This window comes from Pantoea sp. B65 (assembly GCF_047308185.1).
GTDB lineage: Bacteria > Pseudomonadota > Gammaproteobacteria > Enterobacterales > Enterobacteriaceae > Erwinia.
Window position 1 is genome coordinate 77,841 of sequence record NZ_JAHXPU010000023.1, and the last position, 16,429, is coordinate 94,269.

General features: G+C 54.2%; 16 protein-coding genes. All 16 read left to right on the forward strand.

Going from position 1 to position 16,429, the window contains the following annotated elements; translation table 11 throughout:
- The 16 genes from tssF to deoD all read left to right on the forward strand — a co-directional run bounded on the left by tssF (position 1) and on the right by deoD (position 16,270).
- On the forward strand, positions 1–1,875 hold the full coding sequence (tssF, locus tag JWF83_RS10400) for a type VI secretion system baseplate subunit TssF (RefSeq protein ID WP_413650130.1): 1,875 nt from the start codon (positions 1–3) through the stop codon (positions 1,873–1,875).
- Complete coding sequence (gene tssG, locus JWF83_RS10405) at positions 1,872–2,933, forward strand: type VI secretion system baseplate subunit TssG (RefSeq protein WP_413650131.1); 1,062 nt, start codon at positions 1,872–1,874, stop codon at positions 2,931–2,933. Before tssF ends, tssG begins: the two co-directional genes overlap by 4 nt.
- Before the next feature lies 1 nt (position 2,934).
- Positions 2,935–3,333, forward strand: a complete 399-nt coding sequence (locus tag JWF83_RS10410) for a lysozyme inhibitor LprI family protein (RefSeq protein WP_413650132.1) — start codon at positions 2,935–2,937, stop codon at positions 3,331–3,333.
- A gap of 103 nt (positions 3,334–3,436) precedes the next feature.
- The gene (locus tag JWF83_RS10415) at positions 3,437–4,837 is read left to right on the forward strand and encodes a serine/threonine protein kinase (protein WP_413650133.1); all 1,401 of its coding nucleotides are present in this window, start codon (positions 3,437–3,439) and stop codon (positions 4,835–4,837) included.
- Positions 4,838–5,291: 454 nt separating this feature from the next.
- Complete coding sequence (locus tag JWF83_RS10420; protein ID WP_413650134.1) at positions 5,292–5,759, forward strand: hypothetical protein; 468 nt, start codon at positions 5,292–5,294, stop codon at positions 5,757–5,759.
- Between the two features lie 96 nt (positions 5,760–5,855).
- Entirely contained in the window at positions 5,856–6,305 is a 450-nt protein-coding gene (locus JWF83_RS10425; RefSeq protein ID WP_413650135.1) for a lysozyme inhibitor LprI family protein, read from the forward strand.
- A gap of 326 nt (positions 6,306–6,631) precedes the next feature.
- The gene (prfC, locus tag JWF83_RS10430; RefSeq protein WP_413650136.1) at positions 6,632–8,221 is read left to right on the forward strand and encodes a peptide chain release factor 3; all 1,590 of its coding nucleotides are present in this window, start codon (positions 6,632–6,634) and stop codon (positions 8,219–8,221) included.
- Between the two features lie 314 nt (positions 8,222–8,535).
- Positions 8,536–9,150, forward strand: a complete 615-nt coding sequence (gene osmY, locus JWF83_RS10435; RefSeq protein WP_413650137.1) for a molecular chaperone OsmY — start codon at positions 8,536–8,538, stop codon at positions 9,148–9,150.
- Between the two features lie 141 nt (positions 9,151–9,291).
- Positions 9,292–9,453 (forward strand): DUF1328 domain-containing protein, encoded by a 162-nt coding sequence (locus JWF83_RS10440; protein WP_413650138.1) that lies wholly within the window; start codon positions 9,292–9,294, stop codon positions 9,451–9,453.
- Between the two features lie 57 nt (positions 9,454–9,510).
- Positions 9,511–9,711 carry a CsbD family protein gene (locus tag JWF83_RS10445; protein WP_413650139.1) on the forward strand — a complete coding sequence of 67 codons (201 nt, stop codon included), beginning with the start codon at positions 9,511–9,513 and terminating at the stop codon, positions 9,709–9,711.
- Between the two features lie 184 nt (positions 9,712–9,895).
- A complete protein-coding gene (locus JWF83_RS10450; protein ID WP_413650331.1) occupies positions 9,896–10,948 on the forward strand; it encodes a patatin-like phospholipase family protein in 1,053 nt (350 codons plus the stop codon).
- Complete coding sequence (locus JWF83_RS10455; protein ID WP_413650140.1) at positions 10,945–11,715, forward strand: TatD family hydrolase; 771 nt, start codon at positions 10,945–10,947, stop codon at positions 11,713–11,715. Before JWF83_RS10450 ends, JWF83_RS10455 begins: the two co-directional genes overlap by 4 nt.
- Positions 11,716–11,989: 274 nt before the next feature.
- Positions 11,990–12,769 (forward strand): deoxyribose-phosphate aldolase, encoded by a 780-nt coding sequence (gene deoC, locus JWF83_RS10460; RefSeq protein ID WP_413650141.1) that lies wholly within the window; start codon positions 11,990–11,992, stop codon positions 12,767–12,769.
- A 59-nt stretch (positions 12,770–12,828) separates the two neighbouring features.
- The gene (gene deoA / locus JWF83_RS10465) at positions 12,829–14,151 is read left to right on the forward strand and encodes a thymidine phosphorylase (protein ID WP_413650142.1); all 1,323 of its coding nucleotides are present in this window, start codon (positions 12,829–12,831) and stop codon (positions 14,149–14,151) included.
- Positions 14,152–14,254: 103 nt separating this feature from the next.
- Positions 14,255–15,478, forward strand: a complete 1,224-nt coding sequence (gene deoB, locus JWF83_RS10470) for a phosphopentomutase (protein WP_413650143.1) — start codon at positions 14,255–14,257, stop codon at positions 15,476–15,478.
- Positions 15,479–15,550: 72 nt separating this feature from the next.
- Complete coding sequence (gene deoD / locus JWF83_RS10475; RefSeq protein WP_413650144.1) at positions 15,551–16,270, forward strand: purine-nucleoside phosphorylase; 720 nt, start codon at positions 15,551–15,553, stop codon at positions 16,268–16,270.
- Positions 16,271–16,429 lie beyond the last annotated feature (159 nt).

Genomic DNA, 16,429 nt, shown 5'->3' on the forward strand with positions numbered 1-16,429 from the left:
ATGGACAGTAAACTCCTCGATTATTACAACCGTGAACTGGCCTATCTGCGCGAGATGGGCGCCGAGTTTGCCGCACGTTATCCCAAAGTGGCAGGCAGACTGGGGATGCACGGCATTGATGTCGCCGACCCCTACGTTGAGCGCTTAATGGAAGGCTTTGCTTTTCTGACCTCACGGATTCAGCTAAAAATGGATGCTGAATTCCCGCGTTTTTCCCAGCAATTACTGGAAATGATCGCCCCTAACTATCTGGCGCCGACACCCTCAATGGCCATTGCCCAACTGCACCCCGATGACAGTAAAGGGGATATCAGCAAAGGGTTTTGCGTGCCGCGCGGCACTATGATGGAGAGCGCGACCTTAAAGCGCAGTGGCGTCACCTGCAGCTATACCACCGCGCATGAGGTGATGCTGCAGCCGCTGTATATCCGCAATGTCGAACTGGGCGGCATTCCGGCGGATATTCCCCTCGGGCAACTGGGGCTCAGCCAGTGCGGCGCCGTCAGCGCATTACGGATTTCTCTCGAATGCTTTGACAACGTGATGCTTAGCCAGCTCAGTTTCGATCGCCTGATGTTCTTCTTTAGTGGTCCCGATATCCTTGCCCAGCAGTTGCTGGAATTGGTCATGGAGCATCGCGTCGCCATCCTCTGTCAGACCTCAGGCTCGCAACCACAGCGGATAACATTGCGCGATGACGCCTTACAGCAGGAGGGATTTGCCGCGGACCAGGCGTTATTGCCTGATGATTTGCGCAACTTCGACGGCTACCGGTTGTTGCAGGAGTATTTTGCCCTGCCGGCACGTTTCCAGTTTATCAGTATCAGCCAGCTAGGCCCGTTGTTAGCTGCGGCTAACGCTGCCCGGGGGTTTGAAATTATCGTGCTGCTGGATAAAGCCGAGATGGCGCTGGAACGGGTGGTCGACGACAGCCATCTGGCGCTGCATTGTACACCGGTGATTAACCTGTTCCCGAAAGTCACTGAACGGCAAAAAATCAGTGACAGCGCCCATGAGTATCACCTGGTGGTCGATAATATTCGTCCGCTGGACTACGAAATTTTTTCGGTAAAAAAGTTGTATGCCATAACTGATACAAGGCGTGAAGAGCAGGTTTTTCGCCCTTTCTGGCACACCTTCAGCCGGGATGACGGCAATTACGGCGCTTACTTCTCCCTGCGTCGTGAACCGCGCACCTTATCGGAAAGCGCCGAACGTTATGGCGCGCGCAGTAGCTATAGCGGCTCTGAAGTTTTCCTTTCGCTGGTGGATGAACGGCACACGCCCTGGCATGAAGATCTGCGCTATCTGACCGCCGAAGTGATCTGTTCCAGCCGGGATTTACCGTTACTGCTATTGCAGCAGGAACAGGCTAATTTCACCATGGCGGATTCGCTACCGGTGCGCGCGCTGAGTTTGCGTAAGGGCCCCACCGCCCCACGCCCGGCGCTGGCCGAAGGGGAAATAGCCTGGCGGCTAATCAGTCATTTACAGATGAATTATCTCAGTCTGATGGATGGTGATGACGGACAAGGCGCATCGGCATTACGTCAGTTGCTGGGACTGTATGCGGACCTGGCGGACGCGGCAGTAGCCCGCCAGATTGACGGGATCCGTCATTGCCAGCTTAAAGCGGTTAACCGGCGGGTAGCGCAACCCGGTCCGCTGGTCTACGCGCGCGGCATCGCCATTGAACTGACAATTGATGAGCAGGCATTTTCCGGTTCCGGTGCATGGTTACTGGGGAGCGTGCTGGCGCGGGTGTTTTCCCGTCTGGTGGCAATCAACAGTTTTACCGAGATGACGCTGTGTAGCCAGCAGCGCGGCGAAATCGGCTACTGGCCGCCAGCGACGGGCAAAAGGACGTTAATATGAATCAGGTCTCGACTGAGTCCGAATCGCACGGAAAAAGGCTGCGTTTAGCGGCGGATTTCTGGTCCGTACTGGCTGCGGCTCCCTGGCGCTATGACCTGTTTCAACTATTGCGGCATATTGATGCGCGCAGCGGTGAGCGCTATCCCCTTGGCCGTGCGCCGCTGCCATTACATGAACCGCTGCGGCTGGGGCAGCTTCCGGCCATGGCTTTTGCGCCATCCACGCTGGCGCAGGTCAGCGCGCGCGCAACCGCAGATGATGGCGGGCAACTGTACGATATTGCCATCTACAGCTTTGGACTGTTTGGCCCCAACGGGCCGTTGCCGTTGCATATCACCGAATATGTCCGTGAACGCATCTATCACTATCAGGACCGTAGCCTGACCGCCTTTGCCGATCTGTTTCACCACCGGCTGATCTTATTATTTTATCGTGCCTGGGCCGATGCCCAGCCGGTTGTCTCGCTGGATCGCCCGGATAATCATCATTTCGCTCATTATATTGCCAGTCTGACGGGCATGGGACTGCCGCAACAGCTGAACCGCGGCGGCCTGAGTACGCATGCGCGTTTTGCCGTGGCCGGGCATTTAAGCCGTCATGCCCGCGATGCGGAGGGTTTGAGTAAAATTTTGCGGCACTATTTTGCGGTACCGGTGCGGCTGGTGGAGAACCTGCCGCACTGGCTGCGCATTGATCGCCGCGATCAGGCGCGCCTGGCGAGCGGACGCAAGGTGCCGCGCCTCGGGAAAAACGCTTTTCTTGGGGTGGCGATACGCGATGTGCAGCACAAGTTCTGCATTGAACTGGGGCCGATGCCACTGGCGGCCTATCAGGACTTTTTGCCGGGTCAGTCTGCGACGCAACAGTTGTGTGACTGGGTAAAGCAGTATCTGGGCATTGAGTTTATCTGGCAGATACGTTTGCTGCTGGATGCCGGCGAGGTCAGTGGCGTGGTACTGGGTGGCGCGGCGCGGCTGGGCTTCACCAGCTGGCTGGGGCAGTCAGCGACAGCACAACCACGCGGCGATTTAATTTTTAGCCCGGAAGGTGCGCATTGAGATGATGAAGTTAATGGTTATTTTATGTGTTATCGCTGCAATTTTTTGTCAGCGCGCATTTGCCGCCAAGGTTCATTGTGAACATATCGGAAACCATGCCGAACTGACAAGTTGTTATATTACTGACTATCAGAAATCGGAGATTGAAATGAAAGAGGAAATAAAAAAATTCAAAAATAAAATAACCATTATTTCTGGTGGTGACAGCTTTAATCGCCGCTTTATAAAGTCTTTCGACAAAACACAGCGGCTGTGGCTTGAATTTCGCGAAAGTGAATGCAATACCCGGCAGTTACAGGCACGTGAGGGATCGCAGATGCATGCGCTGGTGGGGGCCGGATGTCGCCTGAAATTAAATGAACAACGGATTGAAAGCGTTAAAAACTATCCATTTCAATAATCTCCCAACTGGTGGTTACTGACTTTAAATATATTGCGGCGGTTATGTCGGCAAGCTGCCATTTGCTGACCTGAAGCCATTTGTTATCAGAGAGTTATCCATTATGTCACAACAAGATAACCCCCGAGCCGTGCCGAACGCGTTACCGGTTGGCTATCGCTTTAATGAGTTTGAAATTCAGCAAGTTATTGGCGGCGGTGGTTTTGGTATTGTGTATCGCGCTTTTGATCATCAGCTGAAACGGACTATTGCGATTAAGGAGTTTATGCCCTTATCGCTGGCTGTGCGCAACGATGAACTAAAACTGGTGCTGCGCAGCGAGCGTTTCAGTAAAAGCTTCCATGCCGGACTCAATAGTTTTATTCAGGAAGCGCGGCTGCTGGCACGTTTTAATCATCCGAACCTGCTCCATGTGCTGCGTTTCTGGGTACAGAATGATACTGCTTATATGGGTACCCAGTATTACAGCGGCAATACGCTGGCGCTGTTGCAGGCACAACGCCCTGAACTGATTAATGAAGCGTGGATCCGCAGCCTGCTGCCGCCGTTATTTGGCGCTATTAATACTATTCATCGCGAGGGCTATCTGCATCGCGATATCTCGCTGGAAAATATTCAAATCCAGGAAAATATGTCGCCAGTGCTGCTGGATTTTGGTTCTGCCCGTAAGGCGATTGGTAATTTGTCCGATGAAACGGAAACCATGCTGAAGCCAGGTTTCGCGCCGATAGAACAATACAGCGATAACAACGAGAGCGAGCAGGGGCCGTGGACGGATATTTATGCGCTCGGGGCGGTGCTGCACACCCTGATTATCGGTTCACCGCCGCCGGTAAGCGTAGTGCGGAGTATTGAAGACAGCTATCAGCCGCTGGGCGCTGTACGCCCGGCCGGGTATTCACTGCCGTTGCTGCAGGCTATCGATCGCGCACTGATGCTGAAGCCGGAAGATCGTCCGCAAAGCATAGACCAGCTGGCCATGCTGATGGCGCTGTCGGTTGACGGGCCGGAGCAACCGGCGGCCAGCAAAGCGACGGCGCCGACAGGGTTGCCGCAGCCGGCAGCGGAAGTGGTGAAAGCTGGCCGGTTGGTGATCCCTGCGCGTTTGCGGGTGCCATGCCTGATCGCGGCGGGAGTGGTGGCGGGAACCCTGATTGGCGCTCTGATGCACGGCGGCGGCGATCAGGAGGCCGAACCCGTATCCGTAGCGCCAGCAGTGTCTGCTGACGTCTTGCCGGGGCCATCAGCCAGCGCTGGCGTTGCCGCCCTCACTCCGCCTGCGCCGCCAGAACCGATTGCCCAGGTGTATATCAAACTGGTCTCGGGCGATGAAGTGTGGCTCAACAGCAGTCAACAGGCGCTGGTACCGGCTGCCAATGGCTTTGCCCGTTTACAGCTGCCGCCTGGCGAGTACCAGTTCAGCATTACCAATCAGGGCAAGCGGCGCGAACAAAAAATCACTATCGATCGCGAAGGAACCTGGCTGCTCAGCTCGCCGCTGTAAGTTGTGGCCGGGCCATATAAGGGAGCACTATTTTCTGGAGAGTGGCTATGTCTGAACGCATAACAGCGCATTTGCCAAAGCCACCGTCTTCAGCGGGCGGCGAGGTTTTGCAGGGGGAATTATTGCCAGCGCCGATCGATGGGATGGGCTGACCGATATGCAGCCGGCGCCGCGTTTTGCACCACAGAATATGGCGCAACCCGGCCATGGTAAGGAGAGTAGTAGCCAGTAGTTAGTTCATGCCGCAATGGGAAAACTTAATATCAACCGATTCAGAAATCGCTCCGCAGTAATCATCGCCGATGCCGTTAGCCGACAGACTCACCATCCTGAAACTCTCCGGTGCCTAAACAACTCTTCTAAACCGCCTTTCCAGCGCGTGGCGCAGTTGAAAAGGCGGTGACTTGATGATGTAGTAGCGCGACTAAAGAGCATTCGCGTTGGAGCATAAAAAATGACCAAGAACGACCAGCATCCCTGGCGCAAGTTAACCCCTTTATCGCTGTTCATCTCAGCGATGATGCTGTCAGGGGCGGCTGGCCTGTTTCAGCAGGCGCAGGCAGAGGACGTGCTGCAATACAAACCAACCGTGGTAACGCTGGAAGGGGATGTGGATATGCAGCAGTTTGACGGCCCGCCTGGCTACGGCGATGGCCCGAATGATAAAAAGGTGTATGTGCCGGTATTACATCTGGCAACGCCAGTGTCGGTCACCCCGGCACCCAATACCTCAAATGAGGATCCGGACAGCGAGCCGGAAAATAATGTTACCGAAATGCAGGTGCTGTCTGAGAAAGGTCCGGTGAAACTGGATGGCTGCTATCGCATCAGCGGCAAATTAATGCATCAGGTAATTGCTGACCACTATACGACGGTGCTAATCGTTATGGATTCGGCACAGCCCTCGACTAACTGTAAATAAGCGACCGCTGCCGCCGGTGTATGACATCAGCGTGGGTTGATGATGCCCACGCTATGTTTTAAGGAAGATTCCTGGCGCAAGGAGTGGCGACGTTTTATGAATCAATACCTGATATTACTGTTTGTCTGTCTGCAGCTGACGGTGCATGCCTGTCGCGCCGCCGGTGATAAGGGAACCGCTGCGCAATATCTCCCCTGCCGGGAAAACGCCGCTGGTGTTGCTGCTGTGGCGCAGCATTGCATGCGTCATGAGCTGGCATGGCAAAATAAACGATTAACTGAAAACTATAACCGCTATATCCGCGCTCTTGCCCCTCCGGCACGTAATAAAACCATGGCTGCGCAGCGTTTATGGTTAAACTTCCGCGATATGGAGTGTGATGCCAGGCGCGCAACCGCGGCGCCGGGTTCGCTGGCTGAACTATTGCGCGAAAATTGCTATCTGGAACTCACCCGGCAGCGTGCTGATGATTTCTCCCGTCGATCGCTGTCAGGTCATCAGGGCCAGGGTCTATTGCCGGTGACGACTCCGGCGGCGGATCCCTGACTGCCGATCGGTTTCTGGCTCTGCTGCGTCAATGCCTGGCGAGTTATCTTTTTCTGCCGTAAACTGCCCGCTAATAAGTATCCCCAATTTCTGAGGTCAATCCGGTGTAGAACCTGACAAATCGCCCGCAAATTGACAGTAACCGCATACTGCTGAATGCCCTGCATAACGGCTGGCTGATGCTTTCTGATCGATTAAACGGCGTTCCGGATTGTTTATAGCCCTCGGATCGGCGAAAATGCCGGCCATTGATGATTAATCGTCTGTGATCGCGGACATGCGCGGCTTGCGCTGCAGCATCACAGCACCAAACCAGAAGATTCCCGATGTCAAATGCACCCTTTATGCAAGAGGTGGCTCGCCGCCGCACTTTTGCCATTATTTCCCACCCCGATGCCGGTAAAACCACCATCACTGAAAAAGTGCTGTTGTTCGGACAGGCCATTCAGACCGCCGGTACCGTAAAAGGTCGTGGTTCCAACCAGCATGCCAAATCTGACTGGATGGAGATGGAAAAGCAGCGTGGTATCTCGATTACCACCTCGGTGATGCAGTTCCCGTATCACCAATGTCTGATTAACCTGCTGGATACCCCAGGCCACGAAGACTTCTCTGAAGATACTTACCGTACTCTGACGGCGGTTGACTGCTGTCTGATGGTTATTGATGCCGCAAAGGGCGTTGAGGATCGTACCCGTAAGCTGATGGAAGTGACCCGCCTGCGCGATACGCCGATTCTGACCTTTATGAACAAGCTTGACCGCGATATCCGCGATCCGATGGAAGTGATGGATGAAGTGGAAAGCGAGCTGAAAATTGCCTGCGCCCCAATCACCTGGCCGATCGGCTGCGGCAAGCTGTTTAAAGGCGTTTACCATCTCTATAAAGATGAAATCTATCTCTATCAGAGTGGTAAAGGTCACACTATCCAGGAAGTGCGCATTGTTAAGGGGCTGAATAACCCGGATCTGGACAAGGCGATCGGTGAAGATCTGGCGGCTCAGCTGCGTGAAGAGCTGGAGCTGGTGCAGGGCGCATCCCATGAATTTGACCAGCAAGCTTTTCTTGCAGGCAAACTGACGCCGGTGTTCTTCGGTACCGCGCTGGGTAACTTTGGCGTCGACCATATGCTGGATGGCCTGATTGAGTGGGCTCCGCCACCGATGCCGCGCCAGACCGATGTCCGTGTCGTCGCGGCGGCTGATGATAAGTTCACCGGCTTTGTATTTAAAATTCAGGCCAATATGGACCCGAAACACCGCGACCGCGTGGCATTTATGCGGGTGGTATCCGGTAAGTATGAAAAAGGCATGAAGCTGCGCCAGGTGCGTACTGGCAAAGATGTGGTGATCTCCGATGCGCTGACCTTTATGGCCGGTGACCGTTCCCATGTGGAAGAGGCTTTCCCGGGCGATATTATCGGTTTGCATAACCACGGCACCATCCAGATTGGCGATACCTTTACCCAGGGTGAAAATATGAAGTTCACCGGTATTCCGAACTTCGCCCCTGAGCTCTTCCGCCGCATTCGTCTGCGCGATCCGCTGAAGCAGAAACAGCTGCTGAAGGGGCTGGTGCAGCTATCGGAAGAGGGCGCGGTCCAGGTATTCCGCCCGGTGCATAACAACGATCTGATCGTGGGTGCGGTGGGGGTGCTGCAGTTTGACGTGGTGGTTGCGCGTCTGAAAAGCGAATACAACGTCGAGGCGATTTACGAATCGGTCAATGTCTCTACTGCCCGTTGGGTAGAATGTCACGATGCGAAGAAGTTCGACGAATTTCAGCGTAAGAACGAACTTAACCTCGCACTGGATGGCGGCGACAACCTGACGTATATCGCACCCACCATGGTAAACCTGAATATTACCCAGGAACGTTATCCTGAGGTGGTGTTCCGTAAGACGCGCGAACATTAATCGTCAGTGCTTCTTCTGCTGGCCGGGCTTGCCCGGCCACAACAGTATTTGCCTGGCTATCATGATCTTTATCTGCTGATCTCTGCTCATTGTTTACCCGCCACACACAGACTCTTCCTAAAAAACCTCCTTTTTAGCCCTTTTGCCTGCGTTTAAACCACAGAATCAAGCTAAATCCTGATTCTTGACTATGGTTATCTCTGTCGGGTGCTGATTTGTGTGGTTTTACCCTCAGACCCATTTCAACAGTTACGCCGTTTGTAGCTGTAAAGCTCACGGTTGTGGGCGTATCAACAGGTAGAAGGAATATATCGATGAACAACACTAAAATTGTCAAAACTCTGATGGCTGTGATGGTTGGTTCTGCGCTGTTAAGCGGCTCCGCTCTGGCAGAACAAACCATGACCCAGAAAGCAACAGCCACTGCCGATAGCGCAGGTTCGAAAATCGATAGTTCTATGAAAAAAGTCGATGGCTATATGGGCGACAGCTCAGTCACAGCGAAAGTAAAAGCCGCCCTGGTAGACGACGAGGCGATTAAAAGTACGGATATTTCAGTTAAAACGCATTCCGGCGTGGTTACGCTAAGCGGTTTTGTCACCTCACAGGATCAGGCTGAAAAAGCCGTCGAACTGACAAAGAAAGTTGAAGGCGTGAAATCCGTGAGTGACAAACTTCACGTTAAAGACGGCAAAGCGCAGTCGGTAAGCGGTTACGCAGGCGATGCGGCAACGACCAGCGAAATTAAAGCTAAACTATTAGCTGATGACATTGTGCCATCACGTAATGTGAAAGTTGAAACCAATGACGGTGTTGTTCAGCTGTCCGGTGTGGTGAAGACTCAGGCACAGTCCGAACGTGCTGAAGGGATTGCCAAAGCCATTGACGGCGTGAAAAGCGTTAAGAACGACCTGACGGTTAAACCATAAGCGTCAATCTGTCGCGGTTCCGCTATCGGAGCCGTGGCAGAGAGTAGTAGCGGTATAAGAAAGAGAAGATAAATCCGCAGCCAGTATGGGCGGATGGCAAGAGACAAGCGGTTCGATTTTCACTATGGTAAGGAGAGGCTTATGTTTCGTTGGGGTATTATTTTCCTGATTGTTGCGCTGATTGCAGCTGCATTAGGTTTTGGTGGTTTAGCAGGTACAGCCGCGTGGGCAGCTAAAGTTGTCTTCGTGGTTGGTATCATCCTGTTCCTCGTCAGCCTGTTTACCGGTCGTAAACGGCCTTAGCGGCCCTGGTTAAATCGAACATGTGCTTCGATTAAGCTCTCTTAGCGGAGGCCAGTCATGAATAGCGACATCATCGTTGGCAGATATAAGCAATTGAAAGGTCAGCTTTGGTTAATGTGGGCGGAATGGTTTGATCACGATTGCGCCTGGGTCGCAGGGAATAATGGCTGGCTCTCCGGCATCCTGCAGGAGGATTACGGCAGAGAGCAGCAGGATCCTGGACTGAAAAAACCGTCACCGCAGGAGCCTTTGCAATAAGGGCTACCCTGTTTGTCATGCTTTATCCCCGGTGTTATAACTCCTCAGAGATACTTGTCCTGGTTCAGAGCGCAGCTGCGCGGACGGCATCAATGCCGCCGCTGAAGATAGCCAGCGGAGCCATCTATGGTTTCCGGTTATCGTGATGCTGGCTTCTCTCGCAACGACTTCTGAGGATACGCCGTTGGGCAAACGCATCCCTGTTACCCTGGGTAATATTGAGCCTTTAAGGTTAGCCCCCTTTAAGCCGGGTAAAATCGCCCTGGTGTGCGAAGGAGGAGGGCAGCGCGGCATCTTTACCGCGGGTGTGCTGGATGAGTTTCAGCGCGCAAATTTTAACCCTTTCCAGCTGATGCTTGGCACTTCTGCCGGGGCACAAAATCTTTCGGCTTTTGTCTGTGCCCAGCCGGGCTATGCGCGGCGGGTGATTACCCGCTATACCACCAGCAAGATGTTTTTTGATCCTCTGCGCTTTGTGCGTGGCGGCCATCTGATCGATCTCGACTGGCTGGTGGATATCACCGCGAAAGAGTTTCCGCTGGCGATAAGCAGTGCTGAGAAGATGTTCAGCAGCGGCAAAGAGTTCTATATGTGTGCCTGTCGCAGTGATGATTATACGCCGGGTTATTTTGCTCCGACGGCGGATAACTGGCTGAATATCATTAAAGCATCCAGCGCCATCCCGGGTTTCTATCGCCCGGGAGTGGATCTGGATGGCATCAGTTATCTTGACGGCGGCATCAGCGACGCGATTCCGGTGCGCGAAGCGGCACGTCGCGGCGCCGATACCATAGTGGTGATCCGTACGGTACCCTCGCAAATGTACTATACCCCGCAATGGTTCAGGCGTATGGAGCGCTGGCTCGGTGAAAGCGCGCTGCAGCCGCTGGTCAATGTGATGCAGCAGCATGCGCAGAGCTATCATCAGATTCAGCGTTTTATTGAAAAACCGCCGGGTAAGTTACGCATTCTGGAAATTTTTCCGCCGAAACCGCTGGCCAGCAGTGTACTGGGCAGCCGGGTGGCATCACTGAATCAGGATTATCATCTTGGTCGCCGCTGCGGACGCTATTTCCTCGCCACCGTCGGACAATCGCTGAGCGATAGCGGCACCTTTCTTCGTCATCAGCGGATTACACCGCCGGCGGCGGTCGCGAATCAGCCGGATCACACCGCGATTATTCGCGATCCGGTTGCCGGTAATGACGTGGATTATGATGAAGGATCCCGGGCATGAGTTTTGTTGATACTCACTGTCATTTTGATTTTCCCCCGTTTAGCGAGCAGCAGAGCGAAAGCCTGCAACGCGCCGCCACTGCCGGCGTCGACAAAATTATCGTCCCGGCGGTCGCCGCCTCGCGCTTTCAACGGGTACTGGCGCTGGCAGAACATCATTCTGCCCTGCATGCCGCACTGGGACTGCATCCGATGGCGGTTGCTGAACATAATGATGCCGCACTTGCCTTGCTGGAGCAGCATCTGCAACAACGGCCCGCTAAACTGGTGGCGATAGGCGAGATCGGACTCGATCTCTATATGGCCGATCCGTTGTTCGATAAACAACAGGCGCTGCTGGATGCTCAGTTAAAGCTGGCGCGCGATTATCAGCTGCCGGTGATCCTGCATTCGCGCCGTACCCACGATAAACTGGCAATGCATTTAAGGCGTATTGAGGTGCCGCGCCGTGGGGTAGTGCATGGTTTTGCCGGTAGTTTGCAGCAGGCGGAGGCTTTTATTAATGCCGGTTATCGCATTGGCGTAGGCGGTACTATTACTTATCCGCGCGCCAGTAAAACCCGCGAGACCATTGCCCGCCTGCCGCTCAGCGCGCTGTTACTGGAAACGGATGCGCCGGATATGCCGCTGTGCGGTTTCCAGGGCGAGCCGAATCGCCCCGAGCGGGTGGTGAATGTCTGGCAAACGCTGTGCGAATTGCGCAGTGAACCCCCGGAATTGATTCGCGAAACGCTGCGTGAGAATACCCGTCTGCTGTTTAACATCTGATCTCAGCGCCGTGTCTCCCTGCCGGTTGCCGCCGAGGCTGCAATAAATAAATGTTATAATTATCACATTTCTGTAAGAGATCGCCTTTACAGCATCGCCGGTATTTTTGTTATGCTGCTTATTAGTGGTTTATTGTGATATTAGTCGCAATATATATAGAATGATAACAATCGTTTCTTAATCAACTGTGAGTTTAAGCACATCAACGGCGGCAATGTACTGTTAAAATGTTAACATTGTCGCAGGCTCACTGAATCTGTTGTTGGAGAGTAGCATGACTGATGTAACCGCTGCGGCGCTGCGCGCGCTGAAATTGATGGATCTGACCACTCTGAATGATGATGACACTGAGGCGAAAGTGATCGCGCTCTGCCATCAGGCGAAATCCCCGGCCGGTAACACTGCGGCCATCTGTATCTACCCGCGGTTTATTCCGATTGCGCGCAAAACGTTGCGTGAGCAGGGTACGCCGGATATCCGTATTGCGACCGTGACCAACTTTCCGCACGGTAATGACGATATTGAGATTGCGCTGGCCGAGACCCGTGCGGCTATCGCTTACGGCGCCGATGAAGTGGATGTGGTATTTCCTTATCGTGCGCTGATGGCCGGTAACCGCGAGGTGGGGTTTGCGCTGGTGAAAGCCTGCAAAGAGGTTTGCGCCGCCGCCAGAGTACTGCTGAAAGTGATTATTGAAACCGGTGAACTGAAACAGGCGGCGCTGATCCGTCAGGCCGCCGAAATCGCCATCGACGCCGGCGCGGATTTTATTAAAACCTCAACGGGTAAAGTGCCGGTGAATGCCACACCTGAAGTGGCAGAGATTATGCTGACGGTGATCCGCGACAAAGGCGTTAAAGCCGGGGTGGGCTTTAAACCTGCGGGTGGGGTGCGCACCGCTGAAGATGCGGCGCTGTATCTGAAACTGGCTGATGATCTGCTGGGTAGCGACTGGGCCGATGCGCGCCACTTCCGCTTTGGCGCCTCCAGCCTGCTTGCCAGTCTGCTGAACGCCGCCGGTTATCACACCGCCGCCAGCCAGGCCGGTTATTGATCTTCCGGGGCGACAGGTCTGTCGTCCCGGCTTATCCTGGTATCACACAGGGGGTTACCTTGTTTCTGCCGCAAGAAATTATCCGTAAAAAACGCGATGGTCAGGCGCTTAATGACGATGAAATCCGCTTTTTTATTAATGGCGTGCGGGATAACACCGTCTCGGAAGGGCAGATCGCCGCACTGGCGATGACCATCTGGTTTCACGACATGTCTCTGCCGGAACGGGTGTCGCTGACCATGGCGATGCGTGATTCGGGCACGGTGCTGGACTGGCAATCCCTGAAACTCAATGGCCCGATGGTGGATAAACACTCCACCGGTGGCGTTGGGGATGTCACCTCACTGATGCTGGGGCCGATGATCGCCGCCTGTGGCGGCTATGTGCCGATGATCTCTGGTCGTGGCCTTGGTCATACCGGCGGCACGCTGGATAAACTGGAAGCGATTCCTGGCTTCGATATTTTTCCGTCCGATGAGAGCTTCCGCAGCATTATTAAACAGGTCGGCGTGGCGATTATTGGCCAGACCAGCTCGCTGGCGCCAGCAGATAAGCGTTTCTACGCCACACGTGATATTACCGCGACGGTGGATTCCATCCCGTTGATTACCGCTTCGATTCTGGCGAAAAAACTGGCCGAAGGTCTTGATGCGCTGGTGATGGATGTCAAAGTCGGGTCCGGCGCCTTTATGCCGACCTTTGAGCAGTCCGAACTGCTGGCACGGGCGATTGTTGGCGTTGCCAATGGCGCCGGCTGTAAAACCACCGCACTGCTGACCGATATGAACCAGGTACTGGCATCCAGTGCCGGTAATGCGCTGGAAGTGCGTGAAGCGGTGCGCTTCCTGACCGGCGAATACCGTAATCCGCGTCTGTATGAGGTTACGATGGCGCTCTGTAGCGAGATGTTGCTCTCCGGCGGGCTGGCCAGCGATGCGGCAGAGGCGCGCAGTAAACTGCAGGCGGTGCTGGATAACGGCAAGGCGGCAGAGGTTTTTGCCCGGATGGTGGCAGCGCAGAAAGGGCCGGGCGACTTTATTGAGCGGCCGGATCACTATCTGCCCGCGCCAATGCTCAGTAAAGCGGTATATGCCGACCAGGCGGGTATTGTCAGCGCCATGGATACCCGTGCGCTGGGTATGGCGGTGGTCGCCATGGGCGGCGGTCGTCAGCGTGCCAGCGACAGCATCGATTACAGCGTTGGACTGAGTGATATGGCGCAGCTCGGGGATGCGGTGGATAGCCATCGTCCCCTGGCGGTGATCCATGCCGCCAGTGAGGCTGGCTGGCAGGAGGCGGCACAGGCGCTGAAATCAGCGATTAAACTAAGCGATAGCGCCCCGCAGGCCACACCGGTTATCTATCGCAGAATCAGTGAATAGCCTTGAACTGTCCAATACTTCGGGCGGCAACCGGTATTCTTTAGGTATACTGATCCGATCGCTATTTTTTAATCCGCATCGCGTGAATACGCAGGAGAGCAGGATGAAACGTGTATTTATCATGGTGCTTGATTCCTTCGGAATCGGTGCCAGCAAAGACGCCGACAAGTTCGGCGATCAGGGTTCTGATACCCTCGGCCACATTGCTGAGGCATGCTTTAACGGTGAAGCGGATATCGGGCGTAAAGGACCACTGCAGTTGCCTAACCTCAGCGCGCTGGGTCTCGGTAAAGCGGCTGAAGAGTCTACCGGTAAATTCCCGCCGGGACTGGATAAAAATGCTGATATTATCGGAGCTTATGCTTACGCCAGCGAACTCTCCTCCGGTAAGGATACACCGTCAGGCCACTGGGAGATTGCCGGTGTGCCGGTGCTGTTTGACTGGGGTTACTTCAGTGACAAACAGAACAGCTTTCCGCAGGCGTTACTGGATAAACTGGTTAAACGGGCAAATTTGCCGGGCTATCTTGGCAACTGCCACTCTTCCGGTACGGTGGTGCTTGACCAGCTGGGTGAAGAGCATATGAAAACCGGTAAGCCGATTTTCTACACTTCGGCTGACTCGGTATTCCAGATTGCCTGCCATGAGCAGACCTTTGGACTCGATCGTCTGTACGAGCTATGCGAAATCGCCCGTGAAGAGCTGACGGAAGGCGGCTATAACATTGGCCGCGTGATTGCGCGCCCGTTTATCGGCGATCAAGCCGGACACTTTGAGCGTACCGGCAACCGTCACGATCTGGCGGTTGAGCCGCCGGCACCGACGGTGCTGAAAAAGCTGGTGGATGAACAGGGCGGCGAAGTGATTTCGGTGGGTAAAATTGCCGATATCTATGCCCATGTCGGCATTACCAAAAAGGTGAAAGCTACCGGTCTGGATGCGCTGTTTGATGCTACGGTAAAAGAGATGCAGACGGCGCCGGATAATTCCATCGTGTTTACCAACTTTGTCGATTTCGACTCCGCCTGGGGACATCGTCGCGACGTTGCCGGTTATGCCGCCGGGCTGGAACTGTTTGACCGTCGTTTGCCGGAGTTAATGGCTCTGGTGAAAGAGGACGACATTCTGATCCTGACGGCTGACCACGGTTGCGATCCCACCTGGCAGGGCACCGAGCATACGCGCGAGCATATTCCGGTCATGATTTACGGTCCGAAAGTGAAGCCGGGTTCGCTGGGTTACCGTGATACCTTTGCTGATATCGGCCAGACCGTGGCGAAATACTTTGGCCTCTCCGCGATGGAATACGGCAAAAACATGCTGTGATAAGCAGCGCTGACTTTTTGTTTTGCGACCGTTTCTGACGGTCGCTGTACTGACTAATTAAGGGATATACAGATGGCAACGCCTCATATTAATGCTGAAATGGGTGATTTCGCGGACGTGGTACTGATGCCAGGCGATCCGCTGCGCGCTAAACACATTGCCGAAACTTTCCTTGAAGATGCGGTTGAAGTGAATAACGTTCGTGGCATGCTCGGTTACACCGGCACCTATAAAGGCCGTAAGATCTCGGTAATGGGTCACGGTATGGGCATTCCATCTTGCTCAATTTATGCGAAAGAGCTGATCACTGAATTTGGCGTGAAGAAAATCATTCGTGTCGGTTCCTGCGGCGCGGTGCGTGCTGACGTAAAACTGCGCGACGTAGTGATCGGTATGGGCGCCTGCACCGATTCCAAAGTTAACCGTATGCGTTTTAAAGATCATGATTTCGCCGCGATTGCCGATTTCGCCATGGTGCGCAATGCGGTTGATGCCGCCAAAGCTCTCGGGGTTGATGCGCGCGTCGGCAATATTTTCTCTGCCGATCTGTTCTATACGCCCGATCCGCAGATGTTTGATGTGATGGAAAAATACGGTATTCTGGGCGTGGAAATGGAAGCGGCGGGTATCTATGGCGTGGCGGCAGAGTTCGGTGCGAAAGCGCTGGCGATCTGTACCGTATCCGACCATATCCGTACTCATGAGCAGACCAGCGCTGCTGAGCGTCAGACCACTTTTAGCGAGATGATCCATATCGCGCTGGAGTCGGTACTGTTAGGCGATAAAGAGTAAACACGCTGCCTTGTCCGGGCGGTGTTATTGCCGCCCGTATAGTGGTTTCAATGCTGGTAAGTATCTATTCATAAAACCTCCCCGATCCTTGCGTTAGCCCGCAGCTGCTGTACCGTTTCCGCTATATTATCTATTCATAAATCTATTCACTATGACCGA

Bases quoted from the DNA above. Each gene is read 5' to 3' on its own strand.
- JWF83_RS10415 (WP_413650133.1), top strand. From the start codon at position 3,437: ATGTCACAACAAGATAACCCCCGAGCCGTGCCGAACGCGTTACCGGTT.
- tssF (WP_413650130.1), top strand. From the start codon at position 1: ATGGACAGTAAACTCCTCGATTATTACAACCGTGAACTGGCCTATCTG.
- JWF83_RS10445 (WP_413650139.1), top strand. From the start codon at position 9,511: ATGAATAGCGACATCATCGTTGGCAGATATAAGCAATTGAAAGGTCAG.
- prfC (WP_413650136.1), top strand. From the start codon at position 6,632: ATGTCAAATGCACCCTTTATGCAAGAGGTGGCTCGCCGCCGCACTTTT.
- deoC (WP_413650141.1), top strand. From the start codon at position 11,990: ATGACTGATGTAACCGCTGCGGCGCTGCGCGCGCTGAAATTGATGGAT.
- tssG (WP_413650131.1), top strand. From the start codon at position 1,872: ATGAATCAGGTCTCGACTGAGTCCGAATCGCACGGAAAAAGGCTGCGT.
- JWF83_RS10410 (WP_413650132.1), top strand. From the start codon at position 2,935: ATGATGAAGTTAATGGTTATTTTATGTGTTATCGCTGCAATTTTTTGT.
- deoB (WP_413650143.1), top strand. From the start codon at position 14,255: ATGAAACGTGTATTTATCATGGTGCTTGATTCCTTCGGAATCGGTGCC.
- JWF83_RS10440 (WP_413650138.1), top strand. From the start codon at position 9,292: ATGTTTCGTTGGGGTATTATTTTCCTGATTGTTGCGCTGATTGCAGCT.
- JWF83_RS10425 (WP_413650135.1), top strand. From the start codon at position 5,856: ATGAATCAATACCTGATATTACTGTTTGTCTGTCTGCAGCTGACGGTG.
- deoD (WP_413650144.1), top strand. From the start codon at position 15,551: ATGGCAACGCCTCATATTAATGCTGAAATGGGTGATTTCGCGGACGTG.
- JWF83_RS10455 (WP_413650140.1), top strand. From the start codon at position 10,945: ATGAGTTTTGTTGATACTCACTGTCATTTTGATTTTCCCCCGTTTAGC.
- osmY (WP_413650137.1), top strand. From the start codon at position 8,536: ATGAACAACACTAAAATTGTCAAAACTCTGATGGCTGTGATGGTTGGT.
- JWF83_RS10420 (WP_413650134.1), top strand. From the start codon at position 5,292: ATGACCAAGAACGACCAGCATCCCTGGCGCAAGTTAACCCCTTTATCG.